This is a genomic window from Providencia sp. NPDC089933, from assembly GCF_049545585.1.
GTDB classification, from domain to species: Bacteria; Pseudomonadota; Gammaproteobacteria; order Enterobacterales; family Enterobacteriaceae; genus Providencia; species Providencia huashanensis.
The window spans coordinates 273,641-299,274 of the sequence record NZ_JBMWDT010000001.1; the positions used below are offsets into that span (position 1 = coordinate 273,641).

Here is a 25,634-nt window from a genome sequence, read left to right on the forward strand (position 1 = left end):
TGCTAAATTTAACTGTTCACTGACTATAATAATTAGCATTACCACTTCTATTTTATGGCTAATTTCCAGATGAATAAATGCAGTAGAAGAAAGGACCACAAGAAAGGATCAGAAGTATCAAACATTATATAAGTCATACTTGCTTTAGTTAAGTAGATAGCGGTCTTTAAACTTATTTTTATTCAAACAGTATTTAATCTAATACAGAATTATTTTTATCAACATTGAAATAAAATAAATTTTTTAAATAAAAAGGATAATTTTTAAAATATAATGTTAGGTTTATTGTAAGGTCTATTCTATTTAAAGCCTTATATCTCAGTGTGTTAAATTAAATTATTGTCTTATGCATTTTTTGCATGGTATTTCGCCCATTTGCATTTCTCTTTAAGTTAAAAAAATGTAACTATCGATTTCAGGCTCAAGAGTCGCATCCAATAAAAGGTTATAGGTGATAACTATGACTTTAAATAAATAAAATAGGGGTACGAATGAACAGACACAAACTCATGAAACAAATTATGATAGCTATTATTCTAGGTATTATATTAGGATGGGGGTTTCATAATTATGCCGCATCAGTAGAAGAAGCAAAAAATATCGCATCTTATATGAATATTATTACTGATGTTTTTTTACGTTTAATAAAAATGATTATTGCACCACTTGTATTTGCAACAATCGTGTCAGGGATTGTATCAATGGGAGGCTCTTCTTCTGTTGGTAGTATTACAATTAAAGCGATGGTATGGTTTATTTCAGCAGCTGTAATTTCATTATTAATTGGAATGGTTTTTGTCAATGTATTCCAACTAGGTGTAGGTTTAAATTTAACAGTTCCAGCGGCTGCGGTAGATAGTGGTTTAAATACATCAGGGTTTACTCTGAAAGCTTTCATCACACATATTTTCCCTAAAAGCTTTGCGGAAGCAATGGCGAACAATGAAATTTTACAGATATTAGTTTTCTCAATCTTTTTTGGCTCTGGTCTTGCATTTATTTGTAAAGACAAAAAAAGCCCCATAGTGACTTTAATTGAAGACTTATCTCGCATCATGTTCCGTATTACCGATTATGTGATGAGCTTTGCACCGATTGCGGTATTCGCTGCAATTGCTTCAGCCGTGACGGTTGAAGGTTTAGGTTTACTTTATGACTATGGGAAATTAATTGGGCTTTTCTATATTGCTTTAGCGGTATTGTGGGCAGTACTTTTCTTTGCTGGCTATGTTTTCTTAGGAAAATCTGTCTTTAGTTTGGGGAAATTAATTCGTGAGCCTGTCGCTCTCGCTTTCGCAACTGCAAGTAGTGAATCAGCTTATCCAAAAACAATGGAAGCTTTAAATCAGTATGGTGTCCCTAAAAAAGTGACAAGTTTTGTATTGCCTCTTGGTTATTCCTTCAACCTTGATGGTTCAATGATGTACCAGTCTTTTGCCGTATTGTTTATTGCGAATGCCTATGGGATTGACTTGAGTATCACAGAGCAAATACTTATTTTGTTAACCTTAATGGTAACGAGTAAAGGTATGGCTGGTGTAGCAAGGGCATCTATTGTGGTTGTTGCCGCGACATTACCTATGTTTAGTTTACCTGAAGCTGGGATTTTACTATTACTTGCCATCGATCAATTTCTTGATATGGGAAGAACGGCAACAAATGTTGTTGGTAACAGTATCTCTACCGCGGTTATATCTCGTTTAGAAGAGAGAAAAGGGCGTGTAAATGAGGAGTCTGAAATAGTGATGAGCGAAAAAACACCCACAACTTTATAGTGATGGTCACTATTATCTAGTTAACGCCCTTCTTATCAGAAGGGCTATTTCTTTAAGCATTGGTAGTTATTGCGCAGTTTGGTTTCTCATAAACTGCCAAAAGCGTTCTGATGAGATATTTAACCTAGCTTCGGTTCGATAGATATAAACCCCCATAGTGACTGATAATTTTGGGTCTAAAATAGCTAATTCATTTTTTTCAAGTTCATTTTTAATTGAGTAATCAGGTAACCAACCAACGCCGCTACCTGTTAGTATCATGCGTTTTAATACATCGCTCATAGATGAAACAAAAGAAAGTTCAAAGGGAAGGTTATCTGATTTATTGATTAATTGGTTGACTTGCCTCCCCATATAGCTTTCATCTGTATACTTCATTAAAGGCAATGTTGAGCTATCAATATTGAAAATAGGGCGTTTTTTTTCGTCGCAGGGAGAGACAAGATGTAGCCGGCTTTCTAGTATTTTCGTGTGTAAGAATGGTGATGACATTAACTCTTCGTTATAAAATGATAATATAAAATCACTTTGCCCTTCTTTGAGTTTATGTACTGCTTCATCAACATTTATTGACTCTACAAAAAAAATCTTATCTACATTTTTTGAAAATTGTGAAATAAAGTCAGGAAGTAAAAATACTGAAAGTGAATGCGCAGCCGAAATATTAATTTTTTGCTTGTCATTATCTATACCTTTAATTCGGTTTATTTGAAAATAAATGTCATCAAGTAAATTTCTGGCATAAACAATAAAGCTTTTTCCTTGTGTGGTAAGTTGTAATGGGTTGGTATTTCTATCAAATATTTCAAAGCCAACCGATGATTCAATTGATTGAATTCTTCGGCTGAAAGAAGACTGTGATATATTTCTTTTTTCTGCAGCTAACGTAAAACTTCTACATTCTTCTAGTACAACAATATCGTGCAACCATTTAATTTCAAGATTACTGATCATTGTGTCCTCTAATGGTTTTTAGTTATTAATCTACTATGCAAATTTAGCATGACTTATAGAAACTCTGCAATTACCTAATGCTAACAATATGTCATGATATCATTAATTTGATGGAGGGCTTATGAAAAAAATATTAGGTATGTTAGGGGGAATGGGACCCGGAGCAACCGCGGATGCTTTTATTAAATTAATCAATAATACACATGCAAGTAAGGACCAAGAACATATTCCTATTATTATTGTGTCATTGCCTGATATTCCAGATAGAACAGAAAATATTATTTATAATGGGCCATCACCATTACCAGCAATGATACACTCACTTAAAATACTTGAAAGTGCAGGTGTATCTTGCATTATTATGCCATGTAATACGGCACATTATTGGTATGAGGACTTAAAGAAAGAAATTAATATTAATTTTATCAGCATTATTGATGCAGCATGTAAAAAAATAATTGAGGATAATGTTAAAAAGGTAGCACTATTGGCGACGACAGCAACCATTCATACTAAATTATATCAAGAAAAACTAAATGTGAACAATATTGAATGTATTGTTCCCGATGAGGTTAATCAATATAAAATAATGCAGAGTATTATTTTATATAAATCGGGTGATTTAGCTAAAGCAAGAGAGTTGCTCTATCCTTATATTAGCCAACTAAAATCACGTGGTATTGATAAGTTTGTAATGGGTTGCACTGAAATTCCTTTAATATTAGAAGAGCTTTCAAAAAATAACCCTGAGGATTTTATTGATGCAACAGAAGCATTAATAAAAGAAGCTATTAATTGGTATACTATCGATGAGAAAAGAGAGGTAGATGAAGAAAAAACAAATAAATTAATTGAATTTCATTGAAAATTATCATTCGCCATCACTGGGGTAATCTGATAAACATAAAAACTATTAAATAATAAATATATAATAATGCATGTATAACATGTAATTGTGATTTTTTTGCATTCAATTTTTAATTGACTGTAATTTGAGCTGTTTTATCTTGTTGGATAGATGGGTTAGCCTTTAACTTTAGGAATATTAGACTTGTAGTTGTCCGATAAGTAGTGACAATAGTCGGTTTATTATAATGACTAATATTGTTAGATAGGGATTAACTCATGCAATTTAAATCAATGGTTAAATTGGTTGTTGGTGCAGTATTGCTATTTGTAATCGGTATTATTGGTATTAATTCATATACAATTGTGCAAGACGGTTCTGTTAAAGTGGGAACATTTCTAGGTAAAGTAGACCCTGTCGCTTATGATGCAGGTTTGCATTTCCCTATTAACCCATTTACTACTTTCGATACATATTCGACGAAAGACATTCGTGTTTCATTAAAGGAATTAAGAGTGCCTTCACAGGATAAGCTAAAATCGATTGTCGATATTACTGTAATGCTACAGTTTGATGGTGCTAAAGCACCAGTATTGCGTATTAATGGTGGTACTGAAAGTGAGGCATTGGATAAATATGTACGCCAAAAGCTTATTTCAACCATTCTCGAATTTGGTAAAGACGTCGCTAATGCACAAGACCTGTATACGGCTGATACACAAAGGAAGCTTCAAGAGTCTATCCGTGATGCAATTCAAGGGTATGCATCCCCATATGGGTATACAATAAAAGAAATCATGATCCAAGATATTACTCTACCAGAAGTTGTTCAGGAACAAGTGGTCAACACTAAAATGCGCCAAGAGCAGATCAACCAAGCGAAAGCAGAAGCCGAAAAAGAGCGTGAGTTAGCACAGAAAAAAGTGGTGATTGCTGAAGCTGAAAGGGAATCAGCGGAACAGCAAGCGATAGCGAGGGAACGTAATGCGCAAGCAAGTTCTTTTGCGATGCGTCAAGAGGCTGATGCAAAATTATATGCGGCTCAGAAGGAAGCAGAGGCTAATGCGATATTACAACGCACAATCACCCGTGAAATGATTAACTGGAAACAGTTAGAAATTGAACAAATTAAAGCACATAAATATAAAGGTGAAGTGCCTAACATTGTTGTTGGCGCAGATTATGACGGTAAAATGATTATGGATATGCGAAATAGCCAATAATCAACACTGATTAACAAAAATTATATTATTGAAACCAGCTCTATTCATTTAGGGCTGGTTTTTTATTTTACTGAGCACAATTGACGCGAAATCGACCAACGACTTGTTGTCTAATAAGCTTCCCCGATTATTTAACAACAGAAATTAACCGGTATTTAGCGGTATTAAAAATTAGGTAAAATATCTATGGTTCATATTGAAGAAATAACAAAACTCAATTTTTGGGATGTATGTGAACTTACATCAAATAAAAATGGTATTGCTATCGTATTAGAAGAGCACGTATGTTGCAATGCATACTCAATAGCGGAGTCTCACTATTATCCGGAATATATCCCCAAAGCACTTTATTGGGATGATAAATTAATTGGCTTTTTTATGTACAAAATAGTTGATGAACAGCCAACTCATGCTTTTATTTGTCGTTTTATGTTGGATTATAAATACCTTGGTAAAGGTTTAGGAAAACAGTCTTTTTCTGCAATTTTGGTGTATTTAAATAGCTTAGGAATACGAAGAATCTCTCTTGGGTTAGATGAGGAAAATATGATTGCTAAAAAAATATATTGCAGTCATGGGTTCAGCTTTACTGGTGAGATTATTGATGGTGAGCATATATATGCTTTGAACCTATAGGCATTAAAGTCAGGCTTTATCGCTAAGGTGGTAGCTCTAATTTGTATTTTTGTGATAGTTATTTGATAGTTGTGCTATATCGTAATCAAGGAGTTGCTGTGATGCTTAATGTTTCTGGATTAATCAATGACTCCCCAATAGTATAACAATATTGGGGAGTTTATGTGTTTTAACGAACAATAATACCTAATAAAATTCCGATTGCACCAAAGTCAGCATCACTGAATGTAGTGTTAGCAATACCAATATCACCCAGAACAGGTAATAGGAATACAGGTAAGAAAGTAATCAACAAGCCTTGAGCAAACGCACCTAAAATAGCCCCGCGACGGCCGCCTGTTGCGTTACCGAATACCCCAGCGGCTGCACCGACGAAGAAATGTGGGACAACACCAGGAATAATGACGGTCATGTTTAATGCATACAATACAAACATGCCTAAAACACCTGCTGCAAAACTACTTAAAAAGCCTACTAATACAGCATTTGGGGCATATGGGAATACTACTGGGCAGTCTAAAGCGGGTTTTGCATTTGGTACTAATTTGTCAGAAATCCCTTTAAATGCAGGAACTATCTCGGCAATAACCATACGCACACCTTGCAGAATAATATAGACACCCGCAGCGAATGTAATAGATTGCATCAATGAGAACATGAACCAATTTTTACCGCCACTGACTTCACGTACAAAATCACCACCTGCAAATAAGCAAGTAATAATGAAGATAATGAACATGGTAAATGAAATGGCGACTGGAGTATCACGTAGGAATAATAAGCTTTTTGGTACATTCATATCTTCGGTAGAGTGTTCTTTATTACCGAATTTGCTACCAATAAAGCCGGCCAATACATAAGAAATTGTCGAGAAATGGCCGATTGCAACATCATCTGAGCCCGTGACTTTTTTCATGTAGGGGTGAGCGATTGCTGGGAAAAAGACCATACAGAAACCAACAATCAGTGAGCCTACAGTAACCAGTAAGGTTCTTTCCATTCCTGCTGTAGCTAAGATCACTGCAATCATCATTGACATGAATAGGGTATGATGACCGGTTAAGAAAATGAATTTCCAAGGCGTCAAACGAGCAATCAAAATATTGATTAACATCGCAAAGAACATAATCATTGCCATTTCACGGCCGAAGCTTTTTTGTGCAATGGAAACAATTGCTTCGTTATTCGGTACAACACCATTTATACCAAATGCATGTTGGAAAATAGCTGAAAAATCACCTAATGAGCTTACGACTAGACCAGCACCTGCACCTAAAATGACAAAACCCATGATGGTTTTAATGGTGCCTTTAATACATTCAGTCACCGGTTTTTTTTGCGCTATTAAACCGATAAGGGCGATTAAACCGACTAAAATAGCAGGTTCAGATAAAACATCCTGCATCAGAAAACGAAAAAATGACATAGTGCCTCCGCTTACATTGCACCAAGTTTTTGTAAAGCAACAGACAGGCGTTCTTTCATCGCGACTTTGTCAATCATGTTATCGAGCGCTACGATTTCGCCACCGACTTGTTGGGCAACCAATTGCTCTGCAATGTCAGTTGTTCCTACAAAAATATCGCTTACAGTTCCTTTTGCTGAGCCTAAATCGACGTGATCTACATCAGCACTTACTTGTAAGTCTTTCAAAATATTTTTGATGCTCATTTCCATCATCAAACTTGTGCCTAAACCATTTCCACAAACAACAGTGATTTTCATAATATTTACCTTAATATTTAATTATTCATATTTAGCGATGATGCTAAGAATGTCATCTACGTTTTCTGATTGCATGATGCTGTCTATATCTTCTTGATTATCAAAAAGCTCCGCCAACTTTGCGATAGCGCCAATGTGGCTGTTGCTATCTGTTGCTGCGAGAACAATTAATAACTTAACTGGGTCGTTGCCTTCAGAACCAAATTCAACGCCTTGTTTAATAACAGTTAAACCTAGTGATAATTGATTTACGCCATCTTCTGGGCGTGCGTGTGGCATCGCAATGCCAGGTCCTAATACATAATAAGGGCCAATTTTCTTATGTGATTTAATAATGGCATCAATATATCTTGGTTCGATGAATTTATTATTAACCAAAGGGCTACAGGCGATTTTTATCGCATCTTGCCAATCAGTGGCGCTTTCGACGACCTGAATGACGTTAGGGGTCAGTAATGTCGTTAGCATAGAGTTACTCCTGGTATGCTGAATTTTTATCTTTTTTAATGGTTGAATGAATAGTAGTGATCTATGGTAGCGCTATCTAGCTTAAACTTTCATTTTCGTGATAGCGCTATCATTTTGAATAAAAATAGCGAACAAATACTAATTCAGGACACTTGTTGGCTGATTAACAAATTCAACCTATGGTAAGTTACTCGGGTTAATAATAAGTTTAGGCTAATTAAAAGTATTTTATGGAAAAAACACGAAAAAGAAAAAATACAGGGCGAGTCACGCTGCAAGATGTTGCAAAATATGCAGGTGTTGGGTCAATGACAGTATCCCGAGCGCTTCGTACGCCTGAATTGGTTTCAGACAAATTACGTGAAAAAATCAACGAGGCAGTTGAAGAACTGGGTTATATTCCAAATTCAGCTGCGGGTATTTTGGCGTCAGGCCAAAGCCGAACAGTCGCCGTTTTAATTCCGTCGTTACGTGATAATGCTAGTTCAGTATTTCTGCAATCATTACAAGAGGTTTTGAATAAAAATAATTATCAAGTTGTCATTGGTAGTCATGATTATCAGCAGAAAAAAGAATCTGAAGTTTTATCTACATTATTACAGAGTAACCCTGCGGCCTTGATCATTTTTGGTGCGATTAATTCAGAGGGGGTATACACCTACCTTAAAAATGTAGATATACCTGTTATCAGTGTTGCTGGGGGAGGGAGTCATCCATTTACATTGAATATTAAAAGTAATATAGGGGAAGCGGTTAATTTTTTAACACATTATATGTTACAAAAAGGGTATAAGAAGATAGGCTATATTGGGGCTCAAATGGATAATAAAATGCAAAGCCAGCAACTAAGTGGCTGGAATAAGGCCATGCTCGAATATAACCAAAGTGCAGATCAAAGCATTACGACTCCTTATGTTGCTACCATGGATTTTGGACGTCAGGCGATTAGCGAAATACTAACTCGTCAGCCTGAACTTGAGGCTGTGATTTGTAGCCACGAAATGATTGCGTTAGGGGTTATTTTTGAATGTCAAAGGCGCTTGATTAAAGTGCCGAAAATGTTGGCTGTTGCTTGTGTTGAAGGGTCCGCAAATTGCGACCATATTCACCCATCCTTGACTTCGGTACGCATTGATTATAGCAAAATGGCGAGAGAAGCTGCCAAGAAGTTGCAAAGATGGTTAGCGGATACTGACGGTGATCTTTCACAGAGACAAGAAGAAGTCATTTTCCCTTATAAGTTCGAAGCTAGGCAAAGTGCATAGGGGGGCTATCGATTTAGTCACACTATTTTGTTATTTAACTGTCTCTTAAACAAGAAATTCTATAATAAGTCACTTTTTTGTTCTAAAAAAGATTGTTTTTTTGCCTCTCAAAATAAGATTGTCGACTTGGTCACTGCATCATTCTTATTCCTTGCTACAGTATATTAGTAGGTCATATTTCACCTGTACTTAAGTTTAGACTTTTGACGGGTATTGACCTCTTTATAGCTTTAGACAATAGCAGGGGAAATATAATGAAATTATTAAAAACAGTTATTTCTACCGCAATTTTAGTTTCTTGCGGTGCATTAGCAACAACCACGGGGTCTGAAGTACTTAAGGTGCAAGACGGAGGTACGCCGAATAAGGTCTATACCGCGAATAAGCCTACGATTAAAGTTGCAACTTATAATATCGGAAAGAACGAGTTGGCATCAGATGTGAAAAATTTCGATGCTTTAAATAAAGCAATTGCGAGAATTGATGCAGATGTCATTGTTTTAACCGAAATTGATAACAAAACGGCGCGCAGTAAACATGTTAATCAACTGGAGGAAATCGCTAAGGCTAACAAGATGCACTTTGCATTTGGTAAAGCATTAGATTTTGATGGTGGTGAATATGGCGTAGGAATTTTATCAAAATATAAAATTGAAAAATCAAAAGTCATTAACTTGCCTTCAGGCGATGCGGAGCAACGTGTTGTATTATTATCTCAGATAACAAAACCGGGTTTTGATGCGCCAATTATTATAATGGGGACTCATCTTGATTGGCAAAAAGACCCAACAGTGCGTATTGGGCAGGTTCGTCATATTTTAGATGCGAGCATTGGGGATACAGACACTGGTTTTGATAATATAGCTGCATCAATAAAAATATTAGCTGGTGACTTTAACTCAACGGCTAATGAACAACCTATTCAAGAAATCCGTTATATGTGGCAGCCCGTTGAGAAAAAAGGGACGGATTATCGTAGTTGGCCAGCAGTTAATCCAGCGATTGACATAGACCACATTTTTACATTTAAAGGGCAAGTGTGGAATGTAAATGAAATGCAAATACCAACGGATAGCGAAGAGTTTCAATGGTCAAGTGTCAGTGACCATCTGCCAGTGATAGCGGAATTGGAGTTACAAGAGCAGTAGATAGGTAGGTAAAACGGAGTTGTATCGGTAAAGGCCTCATTTGCAGGCCTTTGTTACATCTGTACTTTCATTTTTTCTGAAGCAATTTCTGTCTCTGAATATAACGTTTTTCAGCTATTTCCAAATAACGTTCAACGGTTGAATATATTTGTTGACGTTGTTCCGATAACTGTGGGTCATTATCTAAGGCGGAAGAGGTTTGTTTAATAAACTCAGCAATATAGCTTTTAATACAACCAAACTGATTAGCCACATTAGCATAATAGTATTGGTAAACATAAGATTCTTGAGAATGGCTTAGGTCTGTATTGTTTTTTATATTGTTGGTTGCAAGCAAAAGTAATTGAATTTGTGTCATGGCATACCCTTTTTCTTTGGAAGGCAATGCTACCTGAATTTGAAATTTAAATTTGTCATTTTTAGTCGGAAAATTTTATGTATTAGTTTAATAGGGGATTTTTATAGGAATATTCTGTAATTTGGGTTAGTTTAACTAGACGAATTGGGAGATGTTTGAGGTACACACAAGATTTAAATCATAATGATATCGTTAAATATTCTTATGGTTTATTTGTTAAATTATTGTATTAATCTGTTTTTTATCACTTTCAAAATGCTCATTGCAATCTCATTATCGATAATTTTCAATTATTAATCAATTCATTACGATATTTTTTGTTTTGGTTTTTTGGGCTGTGGGCAATATGGGATGTAAAATAATATTGATAATGGAAAGGTAATGACGCTACTTATGAAACTAGTAGAAGAAGATAACCTAACTTTCCTTTTGGTTGTAATTTATTGATTTATATTTACTTTTATTTTTTGTGTGTTTTTCTTGGAAGAGATAATCTTATTTATAAAATTACTCAATAATAAAATAAATAAATAATTTACTCATATACTGAGTCTATATACGCATTATATGAGTTTATTAACAATTAGACACACTAATTCTTAATTCGAATTGTTTAATAATATATTTGAAGTGATTACTATTAAATGATAATTAACAATTAAGTCCAATTATTGTTTCTATCATATAAAAGAGAAACGCTTTTTGTGAAAAAAATACAAATTGAAACAGTTAATCTTTCGGGTACTATTTATATTTTTAGCTTAATGCTGGTATACTTACTCATGTGATGGGTAAAATAAAGTATAAATACGAATAACCTATATGAAACTAGTTGTGTCTATTTACGTAGATTATTACTATTACGGAAAATAGCGATTAGGTCAAATGCGGTTGTCTAATAAGGTATTCTTAAGTAGGTAGTACCATCTATTATTAAATTAATTCTTATTTACTTACAATTAGCTAAAAATAACTACTCAGGTATTTTTGAGAGAAGTACTGTTGTGTCATTTTGGTCAATTGGCTGTGTCATTGCGTTTATGAGAGCTTAAAAACATGAATATCATAAAGTTGCTCACAATCTTATTGTTAACTGGGTGCTCTTTTATTTTAGGAGTAACGATGAATTATGCACCAACACCTGATTTGGTAAAAATGGCAAAAAGTAGTGTGGAAGATTACTTGTCTTATCCTGAATCTGCGTCATTTAAAGGAGTGAAATATAATTTTATTCGGCAAACAGCAGACAAAGGGGACTTAGGCTATGTTTGTGGCGAAGTTTTTCGCGTAAAAAATGCTAAGTTAGAAGGGTACAAAAAATTTATTGTGAAAGCGTATACCTATAATGATGGTAGAGTCACAATGTCTATTCCAATGGTTGAAGGGGACTATGACTTATTACCGATGGAGATGGTAAATGCATTATGGCAAAAATATTGCTTTTGAGATTAGTCGGTAAGGGCTTTTTATCCGTTCAACATACAAATAAACAGGGAACAGAGAGAAGAAAGCCATAAAGCGGCTTTCTTCATTATAAGGCTAGCTAATAGTTATTTAACCTTTTAACTCTCTAGCGCATTTCTGTAAGTGTAAAAAAGACGCAAACCGTATATCGTGATGCGCTTTATAGGCCTTATTCGGGTGGTAAGTTAAATCAATCGCACTAAACTTATTCATAGCCTGTGCGACATCATTACAGACTTTTCCTGCAACAGCACCTAGGATAGCGGAACCCAGCAATACAGGTTCACTTGCTCGGGTTGAAATAACTGGCACACCACATGCGTCTGCAAGTAATTGGCGGATTAGTGGGTGTTGACCCGCTCCACCACTAACAACGATATTTTCGATTGAAGCACCTGATTTAGCTTGTGCTTCAATAATTTGCCTCAAACCATACCCAATACCACAAACACCGGCAACATAGAAAGACAGTAAATTTTCCATGCTGTTATCCATTGTTAAACCTGCAATCACAGCTCTTGCATGTGGATCGGCAAAAGGCGCTCGGTTACCTAGAAATTCTGGGACAACATGTATTTTTTGTGCTAGTTCAACGGATTGAGAAGGAGAATCAGCTTTTTCTAGAACTAAATCTGCTAGCATGACAGGTAATGATTTCCCTTGTCCTTTGGCTGTTATTTGAGCTTGCGCTGAGGCTGGGTGTAATGAAAGCAGTTGGTCTATTGCAGCACCAGCGGCACTTTGTCCCCCTTCGTTTAACCACATACCAGGAACCATAGCGCTATAATAAGGCCCCCAGACCCCAGGTATAAAAACAGGTTCTTTGGTGGTTGTCATGGTGCATGAAGAGGTACCAAATACATAGGCCATATTTGCAGTTGCATCACCGTTCACACCTACAGTCCCAATCCCTCCTGCATGAGCATCAATCATACCGGCAGCAACAGGAGTGCCTGCGAGTAAGCCCATTTGCTGTGCGGCCTGTTCTGTTAACCCTGAACCACAAGGCGTGCCCGGCTCAACGATTTGTTGCCCAATGCGGGAGAAATTTTCTTCGACCAGTTCAGATAAACCAGCTTGTTGGAAATAATCAGCATCCCAACGTTTTTCATGGGCAAGGTAGGTCCATTTGCAGGTGACGGTGCAGGTTGAGCGTGCCAGTGAACCCGTTGATTTCCATGTCAAAAAATCAGCTAAATCAAAAAACTGCCATGCGTTATCATAGGTTTGGCGTAAATTTTCTTTTAACCACAATATCTTTGGTGTTTCCATTTCTGGAGAAATTTTGCCGCCCACATAATTTAAAACGGGGTGTTTTAACTGGTTAATACGCTCTGCTTGTTCAGTCGCTCGATGATCCATCCACACAATGATGTTACGTTCAGGGTCATTCGACGGGCTAACAGTGATCGGGTGCTTATCGTGTCCAATGACGACCAGTGAGCAGGTTGCATCAAAACCGACTCCAACCACTTGTTGTGGTTTTACATTAGAAGAGGTGATCGCTTGTTTGACACAGTAACAAACTGCTTCCCATATTTCATTACTCGACTGTTCCGCAAAATTAGCGCTATCGCGAAAAAGTGAAATATCATGTTTGGCTGAGGCTAGCATATTACCAGCCATATCAAAAACACCGGCACGCGCGCTACCGGTGCCAACATCAATACCAATAACGACATTGTCATTATTATTTAATGAGGTCGTTGGATTACTCATTTTTTCCTCCAAGATGTGGGCTGTAATCTATGACAAGTTGGTAGGTTAGAGGTCGACGCTATTTGGAACGATAACTAAATCACGGATAGTGACATTTTTGGGGCGCGTCAACATGAATAAAACGGCTTCAGCCACTTCAATCGGTTGCATTAAACTGCCATTAGCTAATGCCTCATCCATTTTTTCCTGCGGCCAATCGTCGAGTAGTGCGGTGACAACAGGGCCTGGTAATACTGCACCAACACGCACACCATGCTCAGAGACTTGGCGGCGTGTAGAATGGACAAACGCTTGAACGGCAAATTTTGATGCAGTGTAAATTGGTTCCCAGATCACAGGAACGACCCCAGCGATTGAACTGGTGAATAATACATCGCCAGACTTTTGAGCAATAAAATGTGGTAATACGGCACGAACACTACGAAAAGCTGCATTAATATTTAAATTCAATACCTTATCCCATACATCGGGGTCGCCTTCAGCAACGGGCCCACCAATATAGGCACCCGCATTGGCATGGAAGATATCTAAACGACCTGCTTTTTTTAGGATTTCATCTAACATCCCATCAACTTGTTTGGGGTTCATCAAATCGATGACTAATGGAATAGCGTTTTCGCCAAGTTCAGCCACGAGTTGATTCAATCTTTCTTCAGCACGGTCTATCAAAACGACTTTAGCGCCTGCTTTGATCAGTGTACGAGCACACTCAAGACCGATACCAGAAGCGGCACCTGTGATTGCTGCGACTTTGTTTTCAATGGAAATAGCCATAATTTTTACTCCAATTGGGTATTTTAGCGGAAATATAAGAATAAAAAGCATTGTGAAATCAATGAAATGACAATGAGTCACAGGAACGGATAGGTGGCTACATATGAAAGACTGATAATATTTTTTTGTTTTATATCAGCTCAGAATTCATCAATTTCAGTTCTGCTCAATCGATGTAGCAGTATTGCGACTTTTCTACTTTGGTGTCAAGCTAGTAAAAAATGGAGATATGAATCTGTGACAAAGATCAGACAAAATAAGAAAACAACGATCTACGACCTTGCAGAATTAGCGGGGGTTTCAGCCAGTGCGGTGAGTGCTGTACTCAATGGAAATTGGCAAAAAAGGCGGATTAGCGCACAGCTTGCACAGAAAGTAATGCGTATCGCGGAAGAACAAAATTATTCTGTAAATAAGCAGGCCAGCTTATTACGCAGCAATAAGTCTAAAATTATCGGCATGTTAGTACCCAAATATGACAACCGTTATTTCGGTTCAATTGTTGAGCATTTTGAGGAAATGGCACGTGAAAGAGGGCTATTTCCTATTATCACCTGTACGCGACGTGATCCTAAACTCGAAATTGAAGCGGCACGCGCTATGCTTTCATATCAGGTGGATTGGTTGATTTCGACAGGGGCAACCAACCCCGATAAAATTACGGAAATCTGCCAAGTCTCCGGCGTGCCTACTTTGAATTTAGACTTGCCGGGCACATTGGCGCCTTCGGTCATTTCAGACAATTATCTCGGGGCGAAAACGCTAACCCAACGTATTTTGCGCAAACAAAAAACGCCACTTATACAGGGCGCCGCTCTAATTTTTATTGGTGGACGTGAGCATGATCATAATACTCGCGAGCGTATTCGCGGGTTTATTGATGCCCATCGCGAGCTAAGCATAGATGTCCCCAGTGAAAATATTTTGGCTTGTGGCTATGCGCCTGAAAAAGCAGAAAAAGCGCTCTCTGTTTTCTTTAAGCAGCATAATAATGACCCGCAAAAGATAGCGGAATGCGGCTTATTTATTAATTCAACAATTTCATTAGAAGGAGTGATGCGTTGGTTAGGGCATAAAGGGTATACTGGGTTACAGCAACCTAATTTAGGTTGTTTCGACTGGGACCCATTTGTTGCATTGCTAGGTAATGATATTGAAATGGTTAAACAAGATGTGCCTACTATGCTTAATCATATTTTTAATTTAATTGATAACGAAAATAGCCAAGCTCAACTGATTGAAGTCTTGCCAGTAGGAATAAGCTAATCCAAGCTAATAATGATGATTGAAACCGCCTGCACAAAATTAACTTACAGGCGGGCTATGGCGAATTACTTATTGAGTGTTGTGACTAAGAGTTGATGCCGTTGATTATAAAACTTCGTATAAGTCATATAACCGGCCAAGATAGTTGAAAGGCTGGCGGTTCCCAGTAGCATAAATGTCACCATAATTTGGTATTTGACCGCTTGCAGTGGGTCAACGCCTGCAAAAATTAACCCCGACATCATGCCGGGAAGGCTAACAATTCCAACTGTTTTAGCTGAATCAACCGTGGGGATTAATGATGCGCGAATACTATCGCGGATTATGGAAGCAGAAGCCACTTTCGGTGTTGCTCCCAAGCTCAGCATTTCTTGGATTTGTTGCTGTTGGCTGGCAAAACGTTGACCAAGGTTATTAAAGCATAATCCTACGGCTATCATCGCATTCCCGGCTATCATGCCCGTTATAGGGATGACTTGCATAGGCGTAAATTCTATTGCGTTGGATAATATTAGGATAAGCAGCGTTAGGAATGTACCAGATGTAATCGCTATTAATGCCGTAACATAAACTTTATCAATATACTTACTTCTTTTTTTGGCATTCCACGCAGCATTAACGCAAATAAACATGACTAAGGCGATGGTGAGCAGTTTATGATCAACATTGAAGATGTATTTTAAGATATAACCCGCTATTAGTAGCTGGATGATAGCTCGACAGGTACTCCAAATTATATCTTTTTCTAGGGAAAGTTTTTCTTTATGGCTAATAAAAATAGCCACTAAAACTAACATGACCGAAAATGTTAGTGATTCATTGGAGATGGCTGGTTGGTGCACAGTAATATCCTATTATTCTTCATGATGAATGGGAAGGGTAATAACCTCATTGGTATGAGATATTTCATCTTGGTCATGGGTTACCCACAACACCCCGATTTTTTTATCAGTGGTAAGGTGGTGAATAAATTCATTTACTTTGATTTTATTTTCTTCATCAAGGGCACTGGTTATTTCATCTAATAGCAAAATTTGCGGTAAAAATTGTAAGTTACGGATAAGAGAAATACGTTGTTTTTCCCCACCAGAAAGCTCATTGATACCTTTTTCTAAAATAGTTTCATGCAGTGAGAAATAGTTTAAGTCACTTATTATCTTATCTTTATTGAAAGGTAACTTTCTTATTTGGTATGGAAATGCCAAATTATCATATACTGTTGTGCCAAATAAAGCAGGCGTTTGCGTACAGTATGAAACTTGTTGGCGATAGGTTTCTGGTAAAATAGTATTGATATCTTTTCCCTTGAAGGTGATCGAACCTTGAGTGGGGGAAATTAAAGATGCCACTATTTTTAATAAGGTGCTTTTTCCACAACCGGAAGGCCCTGTGATTAATTTGAAATCACCTGCTTGTAGGTTAATCTGCACATTATCGAGAATTGTTTTCCCATCAATGGTATAACCAATATCCTTCAATTGTAGCAGTAAATGGTTTTGTTCCATATTATCAATGACCTATTTAACTAAAATACGCAGTTTAACGCGAATGATACCCATTCCATTATTTTATCTGATGACAGTACATTTACGTTGTTCAATATCAATTTAGATATAACTAATATTATGCGCCAGTTATTGCTAAATTTATACTGTATTATGCAGATAGTGGTTAAAGGACTATCAATAGGGGACTATGATTGTTTTATAATCTGTCATTGTGCTATCGAAAAAATGGATTAAATACTCATGTTAATATAAACAAATAATCAGTTTGAATTTAATTATGAACAAATGTTCTTAATCTTATTTTTCATTTCTAATAATATGAGAAGTGGCTCATTTTTATAAATTATAAATATAGATTTAAACCTGTAACACTATTATATTAGTAAAACTAAATATTAATTAACTCTCATCGAATATCATGGTGTTTCAGTTTCACCATCGTATTCATATTATATTTTTATTAAATATCACATCATGATGTTAAGGAATTATAATGAAAAAATTTAGTGGATATAACACCAACTTTTCTCTTGATGGTAAAGTGGCCGTGATCACAGGGGGAGCCGCAGGTATTGGGCTCGCCATTGCTCAGTTATATGCCGAGAAAGGGGCTAAAGTTGCCTTAGTTGATAAATCAGAAAAGGTTACTAAGGTAGCTAAAACGCTAGGAAATAGCTTAGGTATTCAATGTGATATCACAAATTCTGAGTCAGTTTCACAAATGGTTCAACAGGTTTTACAGCATTATGGCTCATTGGATATTGCTGTAAATAGTGCGGGGATTGTGGCATTAGCCCCTGCGGAAGATTTAGCTGAGTCTGATTGGGACTTAACCATGAATGTGAACTTAAAAGGTACCTTTCTTGTTTGTCAGTCAGTTGGTAATATCATGATTAAACAAGGAAAAGGGAAGATAATTAATATGGCTTCCCAAGCAGGGGTCATTGCTTTAGATCAGCATGCCGCATATTGTGCCAGTAAAGCAGCGATCATTGGCTTAACTCAAGTATTAGCGCTGGAGTGGGGCCCTAAAGGGATACAAACTAATGCAATTTCTCCAACTATTGTGATGACGGAATTAGGTAAAAAAGCATGGGAAGGGGAGAAAGGTGATGAAATGAAAGAAAAAATTCCTGCTAGACGTTTTGCTGAACCGTCAGAAATTGCGGCATGTGCGTTATTTTTAGCCAGTGATGCATCTGATATGATCACTGGACATAATTTAGTTATTGATGGTGGATATAGTATTCAATAATTATCTAATTAAAAATAAGCCAAATAATAATGTTATTATTTGGCTTGTAATAATAATTACAAAGTAGGATAACGAATTTTAATAAAACTTAGCTTTAATTATTTATCGGCCTGTAATAATGAAAGTGACATACTAATTAGCTTTTCAACAGTGAAACCAAAATAGTCAAATAACTGCTTAGCAGGTGCAGATTCGCCAAAGCTATTCATTCCCATTATTAACCCATCCAAGCCAACATATTTACGCCAGTAATCATCAATGCTAGCTTCAATGGCAATACGTTGACGAACATGATTAGGTAAAACCTGTTGTTTATATTCATCAGGTTGTTTATCAAAAGTATCAGTGGATGGCATTGATATAACATTGACGTTAAAACCCTGTGCGGTTAAAACCTGCCAGGCTTCAACCGCCAAGGTGACCTCAGAGCCCGTCGCAATTAACAATAACTCAGGTGATTGGCTATTACTTCGTAAAATATACCCCCCACGCTGGATACAGGTAAGTTGCTCAGAGGTACGTGAGTGCTGATGGAGATTTTGCCTTGAAAGGACTAAGGCCGTCGGCTTATTTTGTTGCAGTATGGCTTGTTGCCAAGCAACTGCGGTTTCTACTTGGCAACAGGGCCGCCATACGGAAAGGTTGGGAGTAGCCCGCAATGCGGCTAATTGTTCGACCGGTTGATGAGTCGGTCCATCTTCACCTAAGCCAATCGAATCATGGGTGTAAATCAGAATTTGCGGTAATTTCATTAAGGCGGCCATGCGTACCGCATTTTGAGCATATTCACAGAACATCAAAAAGGTTGCGGTGTAAGGGCGAAACCCTCCGTGTAATGCAATACCATTGGCAATGGCAGTCATGCCAAATTCCCGTACACCATAATGAATATAATTACCCGCAGGATATTCATTGATAGGTTTTGAGCCTGACCAGTAAGTCAGGTTACTCGGCGCTAAATCTGCCGAGCCACCCATTAGCTCAGGTAAAACAGGGCCGATAATATTGAGAACATTTTGTGAAGCCTGACGAGTGGCAATTTCTGCTGGGTTATTATTCAGGTGCTGAATGTACTCATTGATAACTGAACTAAATGATCCGGTGGGTTGGTTTGATAAGCGCTGGTTTAATTGAAGGGCTAATTCTGGATATTGCTTGGCATATTCCCGTAGAGCCTGTTCCCAACGTAATTGCTGTTCAGCACCACGCTCTATTGCATTCCATGGTTGGTAAATCTCTTCAGGGATTTCAAAAGGTGGGTACTCCCAGCCTAATTGTTGACGCGTTAATGCAATTTCATCGTTCCCAAGGGGAGCACCATGTGAACTCGCTGTTCCCGCTTTATTGGGGGAGCCATATCCGATAGTGGTGCGACAAATAATCAATGTTGGTTTAGAGGTTTGTTGATGGGCTTGCTCAATCGCGGCTTTAATTGCAGGACGCGAATGCCCATCAATGGCTCTAATAACATGCCAACCATAGGCTTCAAAGCGTTGTGCGGTATCATCGGTAAACCAGCCTTGTACATCACCATCAATAGAGATCTGGTTATCGTCATAAAAAGCAATCAGCTTATTGAGCTTAAGAGTCCCTGCTAAAGAGCAAACCTCATGGGAAATCCCTTCCATCAAGCAGCCATCACCGAGGAAAGTATAAGTAAAATGATCGACAACAGGGAAACCTGAGCGGTTAAAGGTAGCCGCTAGTGTTTTTTCCGCGATAGCCATTCCTACTGCATTAGCAATACCTTGTCCCAGAGGGCCTGTGGTGGTTTCAACTCCCGGTGTGTAGCCTAATTCAGGATGACCAGGTGTTTTTGAATGTAATTGTCTAAACTGCTTTAAGTCCTCGATAGAAACATCATAGCCCGTTAAATGAAGCAAACTGTATAGCAACATTGAGGCGTGGCCATTTGATAACACAAAACGGTCGCGATTAGGCCAGCAGGGGTCGGCTGGGTTATGTTGTAAGTAGTCTCTCCATAATACTTCAGCAATGTCTGCCATCCCCATAGGGGCACCTGGGTGACCCGAATTTGCCTGTTGTACAGCATCGATTGAAAGAAAGCGGATTGCATTTGCTAATTTATTTTGTGTTTGTGTGCACATAACAAAACTCCCAAATTAAAACTAACGTTCCCCATTTTCATATTCACTAATACGGGCTACTTTGGGTGCTGAACGTCCCCCTTCATAATGGGAAGCTAGCCATGTGTCGACGATTATTTTGGCTAATTCGGGGCCTATTACCCGTGCTCCGAAAGTGATAATTTGCGCGTCATTGCTTTTTTGTGCCCGCTCTGCTGAGTAAGTATCATGGCAAAGCGCTGCACGTATCCCCGCAACTTTATTGGCTACGATAGACATCCCAATACCCGTGCCACAAATTAAAATTCCGCGTTGGTGTTTACCTTGTGTGATGGCGGTGGCGACGGCATGAGCAACGTCGGGGTACATTTCATCTTCAACCCCAGTCTTTAAGCAGTAATCTGTCACTTCAATATTTAGCTCTTTTAAGTGAGCTTTAATTAAATCTTTCATTTCAAATGCAGCGTCATCAGCACCAATGGCAATAGATAGCATGATAGAGATCCTTATGGTTGAACAAATGTTCATTAACTATTCAATTGTACTAAATAGAAAATAGGATCTTATGAACAAATAATCAATAGGTGAACATATGTTTTTATTTTTGGTATGCTTGATTCTGTGATCTAGGGCTTTAAATTACATTTTTTTTCGATAAATAGCGAAAAGTAGTCGTTTAAAAGCTATTTTATAAGAATATTTGCTCTAAATCACACTTTGACAATCTGGTTATGGGCAAGGATAAAGAAAAGAAGGTATGGTTAATTTGTATCTTCATTGAACTTATGTTCATTTTACAAACCGCCGAGGATAGAACTATGTGTGAACACTGTGATTCAAAAGCAACGATGAGCGCAGGCATCCCAGAAAAAATGCAAGCCGTGGTTGCTTATGCACCGAAAGATTACCGTTTAGAAACGGTGGATGTGCCAAAAATTAGTGAAGAAGAAATTCTAGTGCGTGTAGAAGCTTGCGGTATTTGTGCAGGTGATGTGAAAGCCTTCGAAGGTGCCCCAAGTTTTTGGGGGGATGATGAACAACCTGCGTATATTAAAGCGCCGATGATCCCAGGGCATGAGTTTATTGGTCATGTTGTTGGTTTTGGTTCAAAGGTAGAAGGTTTTGCATTGGGCGACCGTGTTATTTCCGAACAAATCGTCCCATGTTGGGAGTGCCGTTTTTGTAAACGTGGTGAATATTGGATGTGTGAAAAACATGACCTGTATGGCTTCCAAAAAAATGTGAATGGCGGTATGGCTCAATACATGAAATTCACTAAAGAAGCGATTAACTACCATGTTCCTGTTGATATGCCAATTGAAGATGCCATTTTGATTGAGCCTTATGCTTGCTCCTTACATGCAGTGCAGCGCGCCAATGTCAAATTGGGGGATGTGGTAGTACTTTCAGGCGCAGGAACATTAGGCTTAGGAATGATTGGTGCGATTAAAAAGTCTGGTGCTGGAAAACTGGTTGTTTTAGACCTCTTTGATAAACGCCTTGAACTAGCAAAAGAATTTGGCGCGGATATCGTATTGAATCCGAAACGTGATGATGTGGATAAAATCGTTAAAGACATGACGGAAGGCTACGGTTGCGATATCTACATTGAAGCGACAGGCGCACCAAAATCTGTAGAACAGGGGCTGAAAATGATCCGTAAACTTGGAACATTTGTCGAGTTCTCTGTATTTAAAGACCCAGTGACCGTTGATTGGAGCATTATTAGCGACCGTAAGGAACTGGACTTATTAGGTTCTCACCTAGGCCCATATTGCTACCCGTTAGTCATTGAAGGTATCGGTAATGGTGATTTCCCAACAAAAGGTGTCGTCACTGATATCTTACCATTAGAAAAATTCGCAGAAGGCTTTTCTATGATGGCGAAAGGTGACCCGCATATTAAAGTGGTTTTAGACCCGAACCTATAATGCTGTAGCCGGTTCAAATTAAACGCGAAATAAAAAATAACGATAAAAATTGGACCTGAATAAATGTCACCCTACCAAGGCTTGTTATTCAGGTCCTAACCCAGCGAACAAGCACTGAGGTTAACGATATGATAATCAATAAATTGTCTAAAGTAACGGGTTTTTCACCAAAGTTACTACTTGGCTATTTTGGCGTCCTTATCTTTATGATGGGGGAAGGGCTAGAACAAGGTTGGCTATCGCCTTTTATTATTAGCCGTGGAATGAGTATTGAAGAATCTTCATTACTTTTTAGTGTATATGGTTTTTTTGCAGCGGTTGCCGCATGGTTATCAGGGGTGCTTGCTGAGATTTATACGGCGCGTCGAGTGATGATTTTTGGCTTTGTGATGTTTGTGATTGGCTCGGTTATTTTCTTATCCGTCGGGCTGCCAAGCAATAGTTTATCTATCATGGTCCCAACTTATGCCTTACGCGGGTTTGGTTATCCAATGTTTGCTTATGGTTTTTTAGTTTGGGTAGCGTATGAAGCACCTATTAAAAAATTAGGTTCAGCCGTCGGAATTTTCTGGTTCGTTTATAGTGGCGGGCTAGGTGTATTAGGCGTGATGTATTCAAGTTATGCATTACCTATTCTCGGTGAAATGGCGACGTTATGGAGTGGGCTGATATTTGTCACTATTGGGGCATTTATAGCGATAGCGCTCAATCGCAATAAAGCGGGCGATGTACAAGAAAAACCAAAAGAAAAAGTTTCGCTCAGCTATTTATTTAAAGGAATTACCATCGCATTTGAAAACCCTAAAATCGGTTTAGGGGGCATTGTAAGAACCATTAACACATCAGCGGCATATGGTTTTGTGATCTTCATGCCAATGTTTCTCGCTGACTTTGGTTTTTCTCGAACAGAATGGTTACATATCTATGCCGCACTTTGGACTGTCAATATTGCCTTTAACCTTATTTTTGGTGTTGTGAGTGACCGAATTGGTTGGCGCAATATTGTGATTTGGTTCGGTTGTGTCGGTTGTATGATTTGTACCCTAATGTTTTATTACGTACCGTACTATTTCGGTCACAGTTATACCCTGATGATGATTGCCGCCGGTTTGTTTGGCGCATGCTTGGCAGGATATGTGCCACTTTCAGCTATCATGCCAACGCTAGCTCCTGAAAACAAAGGTGCCGCAATGTCAGTACTTAACTTAGGTGCTGGGTTAAGTACCTTTGTTGGTCCAGCATTAGTAGGGATATTCATTAGTAGTGTTGGGGCATTGGGCGTGATTTGGATCTTCTCAGGGCTTTATTTATTTAGTGCGATACTGATGAAATTTATCACTGTACCGCAAGAACTGCTTGAACAGTCAGCAAAGATGCAGCTAACACCAGAAAATAAGTAAATTGAGGGAATTATGAATAGAATCATTAATGAACCTGATCTTGTTGTTGAAGATGCGATTCAAGGCTATTTGAAAGCGCACCCTGAATATTTTGCGCAAACGGAGAACGCTCGGGTTTTAAAATATCCACAAGCGCCAGTACCAGGAAAAGTAGGGATTGTCACCGGCGGGGGTTCTGGTCATGAACCTGCATTTTTAGGTTATGTTGGCGAAAATATGCTAGATGCGGTGGCGATTGGCGAAATTTTTTCCTCACCAACCGCAGGCGCATTCTTAGATGCCTTTAAAGCGGCTGACAGTGGCGCTGGTGTTGCTTGCTTATATGGCAACTATGCAGGCGATAACATGAACGTCAAAATGGCGATGAAAAAAGCTGAAAAAGCGGGCATGAAAATTAAAACGGTGGTGGCAACCGATGATGTTGCCTCAGCACCCGCCAGCGAAAAAGAAAAGCGTCGTGGTGTAGCCGGTGAAATTTTAATGTGGAAAGTTGGTGCCGCCGCCGCCAGTAAAGGTTATGACCTAGATGGCGTGATTGGCGCAGCGCAAAAAGCTATTAATAACTGCCATTCTATTGGTGTCGGTCTAACGTCTTGTACCATTCCAGCGGTAGGGCATCCTAATTTTCATATTGAAGATGGCATGATGGAATTAGGCATTGGGCACCATGGTGAGCCGGGTATTGAAATCATGCCAATTCAATCTGCTGCACAAATGGCTCAAACCATGTTAACGCCAATCTTAGATGATATGCAGGCAAAACAAGGGGATGAAGTCGTGGTGCTAGTTTCTGGATTGGGCGCGACTCCCGTAATGGAACTGTATATTTACTACGCAGAAGTTGAAAAACAATTGAGTGAGAAAGGTGTGCGCATTGTTCGCAATTACGTAGGTAATTACTTTACTTCATTAGAAATGATGGGCGTTACTCTAACCTTAATGAAGGTAGATGATGAATTAAAAACACTGATGGATGTACCTGCGTATTCATTAGGTTTAACTCAGGTTAAGTAAAGGAGCCAGTTATGCAAGTTATATCAACGGATTGTGGCAGTGAAGTAACCCTTGATTTAGTGAATATTATTGTGACAAATCGTGAATACCTGAGCGAAATTGATGGTGCTATTGGTGATGGTGACCATGGGATCAATATGGCAAAAGGTTTCAATTTATGTGCCAAGGCAATAGAAGGTCGTCAACTATCATTGAGTGAAGGGTTTGAAGAAATTTCAGATGCGTTGATGGAAGGTATTGGCGGGTCAATGGGGCCGTTGTATGGTAGCTTCTTTATGGGCATGTCTGACAGCATTTCAGGTAAAACAGAGCTAACGCAACAAGATTTTCTCGCCATGCTGCAAAATGGGTTATCTGAATTACAAGATATCAGCAGTGCCACTGTTGGTGATAAGTGTTTAATGGACACGTTGATCCCCGCGACCCAAGCATTCGAAGAAGCGACAACATCAGGTAAAAGCTTTAAACAAGCGCTTGACGCAATGCAAGAAGCTGCGATTGCAGGGCGTGATTCCACATTGGATTTAGTGGCAAAAATTGGTCGTGCAAGCCGTTTAGGTGAGCGTTCAAGAGGCGTGTTAGATGCGGGAGCAACCTCTTGCTGTCTCTTGTTATGTCAATTGGCTCAAAGTGTCGAAAAACAAGCTGCTCTAGCTAATGCCTGATTACCTAACCTAGTCATTATATGGATATATACGTCACTGTTGTTTAGGCGTATATATCCACTCTATTTTACAACTTACTTATTAATTGCCACTAGAAACGCTATACTAAAACCTTATTATCCTTGTTGCGATTAACACCAATAAAGAGGAAA

The 25,634-nt window shown here is 38.3% G+C and carries 24 protein-coding genes; 13 read left to right on the forward strand and 11 right to left on the reverse strand.

Going from position 1 to position 25,634, the window contains the following annotated elements:
• Positions 1-491 precede the first annotated feature (491 nt).
• Positions 492-1,775 (forward strand): dicarboxylate/amino acid:cation symporter, encoded by a 1,284-nt coding sequence (locus ACPEH5_RS01395; RefSeq protein ID WP_042844141.1) that lies wholly within the window; start codon positions 492-494, stop codon positions 1,773-1,775.
• Between the two features lie 66 nt (positions 1,776-1,841).
• Here the strand turns inward: ACPEH5_RS01395 and ACPEH5_RS01400 are convergent, their stop codons facing one another.
• Entirely contained in the window at positions 1,842-2,729 is an 888-nt protein-coding gene (locus tag ACPEH5_RS01400) for a LysR substrate-binding domain-containing protein (RefSeq protein WP_042844140.1), read from the reverse strand.
• 121 nt (positions 2,730-2,850) lie between these two features.
• On the opposite strand from ACPEH5_RS01400, the gene ACPEH5_RS01405 reads away from it, so the two are divergent.
• The 3 genes from ACPEH5_RS01405 (at position 2,851) to ACPEH5_RS01415 (ending at position 5,435) form a co-directional block, all read left to right on the forward strand.
• Positions 2,851-3,594 carry an aspartate/glutamate racemase family protein gene (locus ACPEH5_RS01405; protein ID WP_071548005.1) on the forward strand — a complete coding sequence of 248 codons (744 nt, stop codon included), beginning with the start codon at positions 2,851-2,853 and terminating at the stop codon, positions 3,592-3,594.
• Between the two features lie 260 nt (positions 3,595-3,854).
• Positions 3,855-4,799, forward strand: coding sequence for an SPFH domain-containing protein (locus ACPEH5_RS01410; protein ID WP_042844138.1), 945 nt, complete (start codon positions 3,855-3,857; stop codon positions 4,797-4,799).
• Between the two features lie 186 nt (positions 4,800-4,985).
• Positions 4,986-5,435: a GNAT family N-acetyltransferase gene (locus ACPEH5_RS01415; RefSeq protein WP_281111314.1), complete on the forward strand. Its 450-nt coding sequence runs from the start codon at positions 4,986-4,988 to the stop codon at positions 5,433-5,435.
• A gap of 169 nt (positions 5,436-5,604) precedes the next feature.
• On the opposite strand, the gene ACPEH5_RS01420 is transcribed toward ACPEH5_RS01415, so the two are convergent.
• Genes ACPEH5_RS01420 through ACPEH5_RS01430 form a run of 3 tightly spaced genes read right to left on the reverse strand, consistent with a single transcriptional unit; the run spans position 5,605 to position 7,628 of the window.
• Positions 5,605-6,861, reverse strand: a complete 1,257-nt coding sequence (locus ACPEH5_RS01420) for a PTS ascorbate transporter subunit IIC (protein ID WP_281111315.1) — start codon at positions 6,859-6,861, stop codon at positions 5,605-5,607.
• A gap of 11 nt (positions 6,862-6,872) precedes the next feature.
• Positions 6,873-7,160, reverse strand: coding sequence for a PTS sugar transporter subunit IIB (locus tag ACPEH5_RS01425; protein WP_042844135.1), 288 nt, complete (start codon positions 7,158-7,160; stop codon positions 6,873-6,875).
• 21 nt (positions 7,161-7,181) lie between these two features.
• On the reverse strand, positions 7,182-7,628 hold the full coding sequence (locus ACPEH5_RS01430; protein ID WP_129465817.1) for a PTS sugar transporter subunit IIA: 447 nt from the start codon (positions 7,626-7,628) through the stop codon (positions 7,182-7,184).
• Positions 7,629-7,858: 230 nt separating this feature from the next.
• Between ACPEH5_RS01430 and ACPEH5_RS01435 the strand changes: the two genes are divergently transcribed.
• Together ACPEH5_RS01435 and ACPEH5_RS01440 are read left to right on the forward strand one after the other, a co-directional pair.
• Complete coding sequence (locus ACPEH5_RS01435) at positions 7,859-8,893, forward strand: LacI family DNA-binding transcriptional regulator (protein WP_210787273.1); 1,035 nt, start codon at positions 7,859-7,861, stop codon at positions 8,891-8,893.
• A gap of 254 nt (positions 8,894-9,147) precedes the next feature.
• Positions 9,148-10,041: an endonuclease/exonuclease/phosphatase family protein gene (locus tag ACPEH5_RS01440; RefSeq protein WP_071548006.1), complete on the forward strand. Its 894-nt coding sequence runs from the start codon at positions 9,148-9,150 to the stop codon at positions 10,039-10,041.
• Positions 10,042-10,108: 67 nt separating this feature from the next.
• On the opposite strand, the gene ACPEH5_RS01445 is transcribed toward ACPEH5_RS01440, so the two are convergent.
• A complete protein-coding gene (locus tag ACPEH5_RS01445) occupies positions 10,109-10,399 on the reverse strand; it encodes a hypothetical protein (protein WP_042844130.1) in 291 nt (96 codons plus the stop codon).
• 1,122 nt (positions 10,400-11,521) lie between these two features.
• Between ACPEH5_RS01445 and ACPEH5_RS01450 the strand changes: the two genes are divergently transcribed.
• On the forward strand, positions 11,522-11,845 hold the full coding sequence (locus ACPEH5_RS01450; protein ID WP_225832900.1) for a hypothetical protein: 324 nt from the start codon (positions 11,522-11,524) through the stop codon (positions 11,843-11,845).
• Between the two features lie 108 nt (positions 11,846-11,953).
• Here ACPEH5_RS01450 and ACPEH5_RS01455 read toward each other — a convergent pair whose 3' ends face one another.
• Together ACPEH5_RS01455 and ACPEH5_RS01460 are read right to left on the reverse strand one after the other, a co-directional pair.
• Positions 11,954-13,582, reverse strand: coding sequence for an FGGY-family carbohydrate kinase (locus tag ACPEH5_RS01455; RefSeq protein ID WP_166685380.1), 1,629 nt, complete (start codon positions 13,580-13,582; stop codon positions 11,954-11,956).
• 45 nt (positions 13,583-13,627) lie between these two features.
• On the reverse strand, positions 13,628-14,356 hold the full coding sequence (locus tag ACPEH5_RS01460) for an SDR family oxidoreductase (protein ID WP_042844127.1): 729 nt from the start codon (positions 14,354-14,356) through the stop codon (positions 13,628-13,630).
• Between the two features lie 237 nt (positions 14,357-14,593).
• On the opposite strand from ACPEH5_RS01460, the gene ACPEH5_RS01465 reads away from it, so the two are divergent.
• Complete coding sequence (locus tag ACPEH5_RS01465; RefSeq protein ID WP_042844126.1) at positions 14,594-15,622, forward strand: LacI family DNA-binding transcriptional regulator; 1,029 nt, start codon at positions 14,594-14,596, stop codon at positions 15,620-15,622.
• A gap of 65 nt (positions 15,623-15,687) precedes the next feature.
• Here the strand turns inward: ACPEH5_RS01465 and fetB are convergent, their stop codons facing one another.
• Positions 15,688-16,464: an iron efflux ABC transporter permease subunit FetB gene (fetB, locus tag ACPEH5_RS01470; protein ID WP_042844124.1), complete on the reverse strand. Its 777-nt coding sequence runs from the start codon at positions 16,462-16,464 to the stop codon at positions 15,688-15,690.
• 12 nt (positions 16,465-16,476) lie between these two features.
• The gene (gene fetA / locus ACPEH5_RS01475; RefSeq protein ID WP_042844123.1) at positions 16,477-17,127 is read right to left on the reverse strand and encodes an iron efflux ABC transporter ATP-binding subunit FetA; all 651 of its coding nucleotides are present in this window, start codon (positions 17,125-17,127) and stop codon (positions 16,477-16,479) included.
• A 493-nt stretch (positions 17,128-17,620) separates the two neighbouring features.
• Here fetA and ACPEH5_RS01480 point away from each other — a divergent pair, with 493 nt between their 5' ends.
• Entirely contained in the window at positions 17,621-18,385 is a 765-nt protein-coding gene (locus ACPEH5_RS01480; RefSeq protein ID WP_423727018.1) for an SDR family oxidoreductase, read from the forward strand.
• A gap of 98 nt (positions 18,386-18,483) precedes the next feature.
• On the opposite strand, the gene tkt is transcribed toward ACPEH5_RS01480, so the two are convergent.
• A complete protein-coding gene (tkt, locus tag ACPEH5_RS01485) occupies positions 18,484-20,493 on the reverse strand; it encodes a transketolase (RefSeq protein ID WP_042844121.1) in 2,010 nt (669 codons plus the stop codon).
• A gap of 21 nt (positions 20,494-20,514) precedes the next feature.
• Positions 20,515-20,967: a ribose 5-phosphate isomerase B gene (gene rpiB / locus ACPEH5_RS01490; RefSeq protein WP_042844119.1), complete on the reverse strand. Its 453-nt coding sequence runs from the start codon at positions 20,965-20,967 to the stop codon at positions 20,515-20,517.
• Between the two features lie 323 nt (positions 20,968-21,290).
• On the opposite strand from rpiB, the gene ACPEH5_RS01495 reads away from it, so the two are divergent.
• The 4 genes from ACPEH5_RS01495 to dhaL all read left to right on the forward strand — a co-directional run bounded on the left by ACPEH5_RS01495 (position 21,291) and on the right by dhaL (position 25,482).
• A complete protein-coding gene (locus ACPEH5_RS01495) occupies positions 21,291-22,403 on the forward strand; it encodes an MDR/zinc-dependent alcohol dehydrogenase-like family protein (protein WP_042844118.1) in 1,113 nt (370 codons plus the stop codon).
• 128 nt (positions 22,404-22,531) lie between these two features.
• On the forward strand, positions 22,532-23,803 hold the full coding sequence (locus tag ACPEH5_RS01500) for an MFS transporter (protein ID WP_226693677.1): 1,272 nt from the start codon (positions 22,532-22,534) through the stop codon (positions 23,801-23,803).
• Positions 23,804-23,815: 12 nt separating this feature from the next.
• Positions 23,816-24,817, forward strand: coding sequence for a dihydroxyacetone kinase subunit DhaK (locus ACPEH5_RS01505; protein WP_042844116.1), 1,002 nt, complete (start codon positions 23,816-23,818; stop codon positions 24,815-24,817).
• Positions 24,818-24,828: 11 nt separating this feature from the next.
• A complete protein-coding gene (gene dhaL, locus ACPEH5_RS01510; protein WP_042844115.1) occupies positions 24,829-25,482 on the forward strand; it encodes a dihydroxyacetone kinase subunit DhaL in 654 nt (217 codons plus the stop codon).
• Positions 25,483-25,634: the final 152 nt, after the last annotated feature.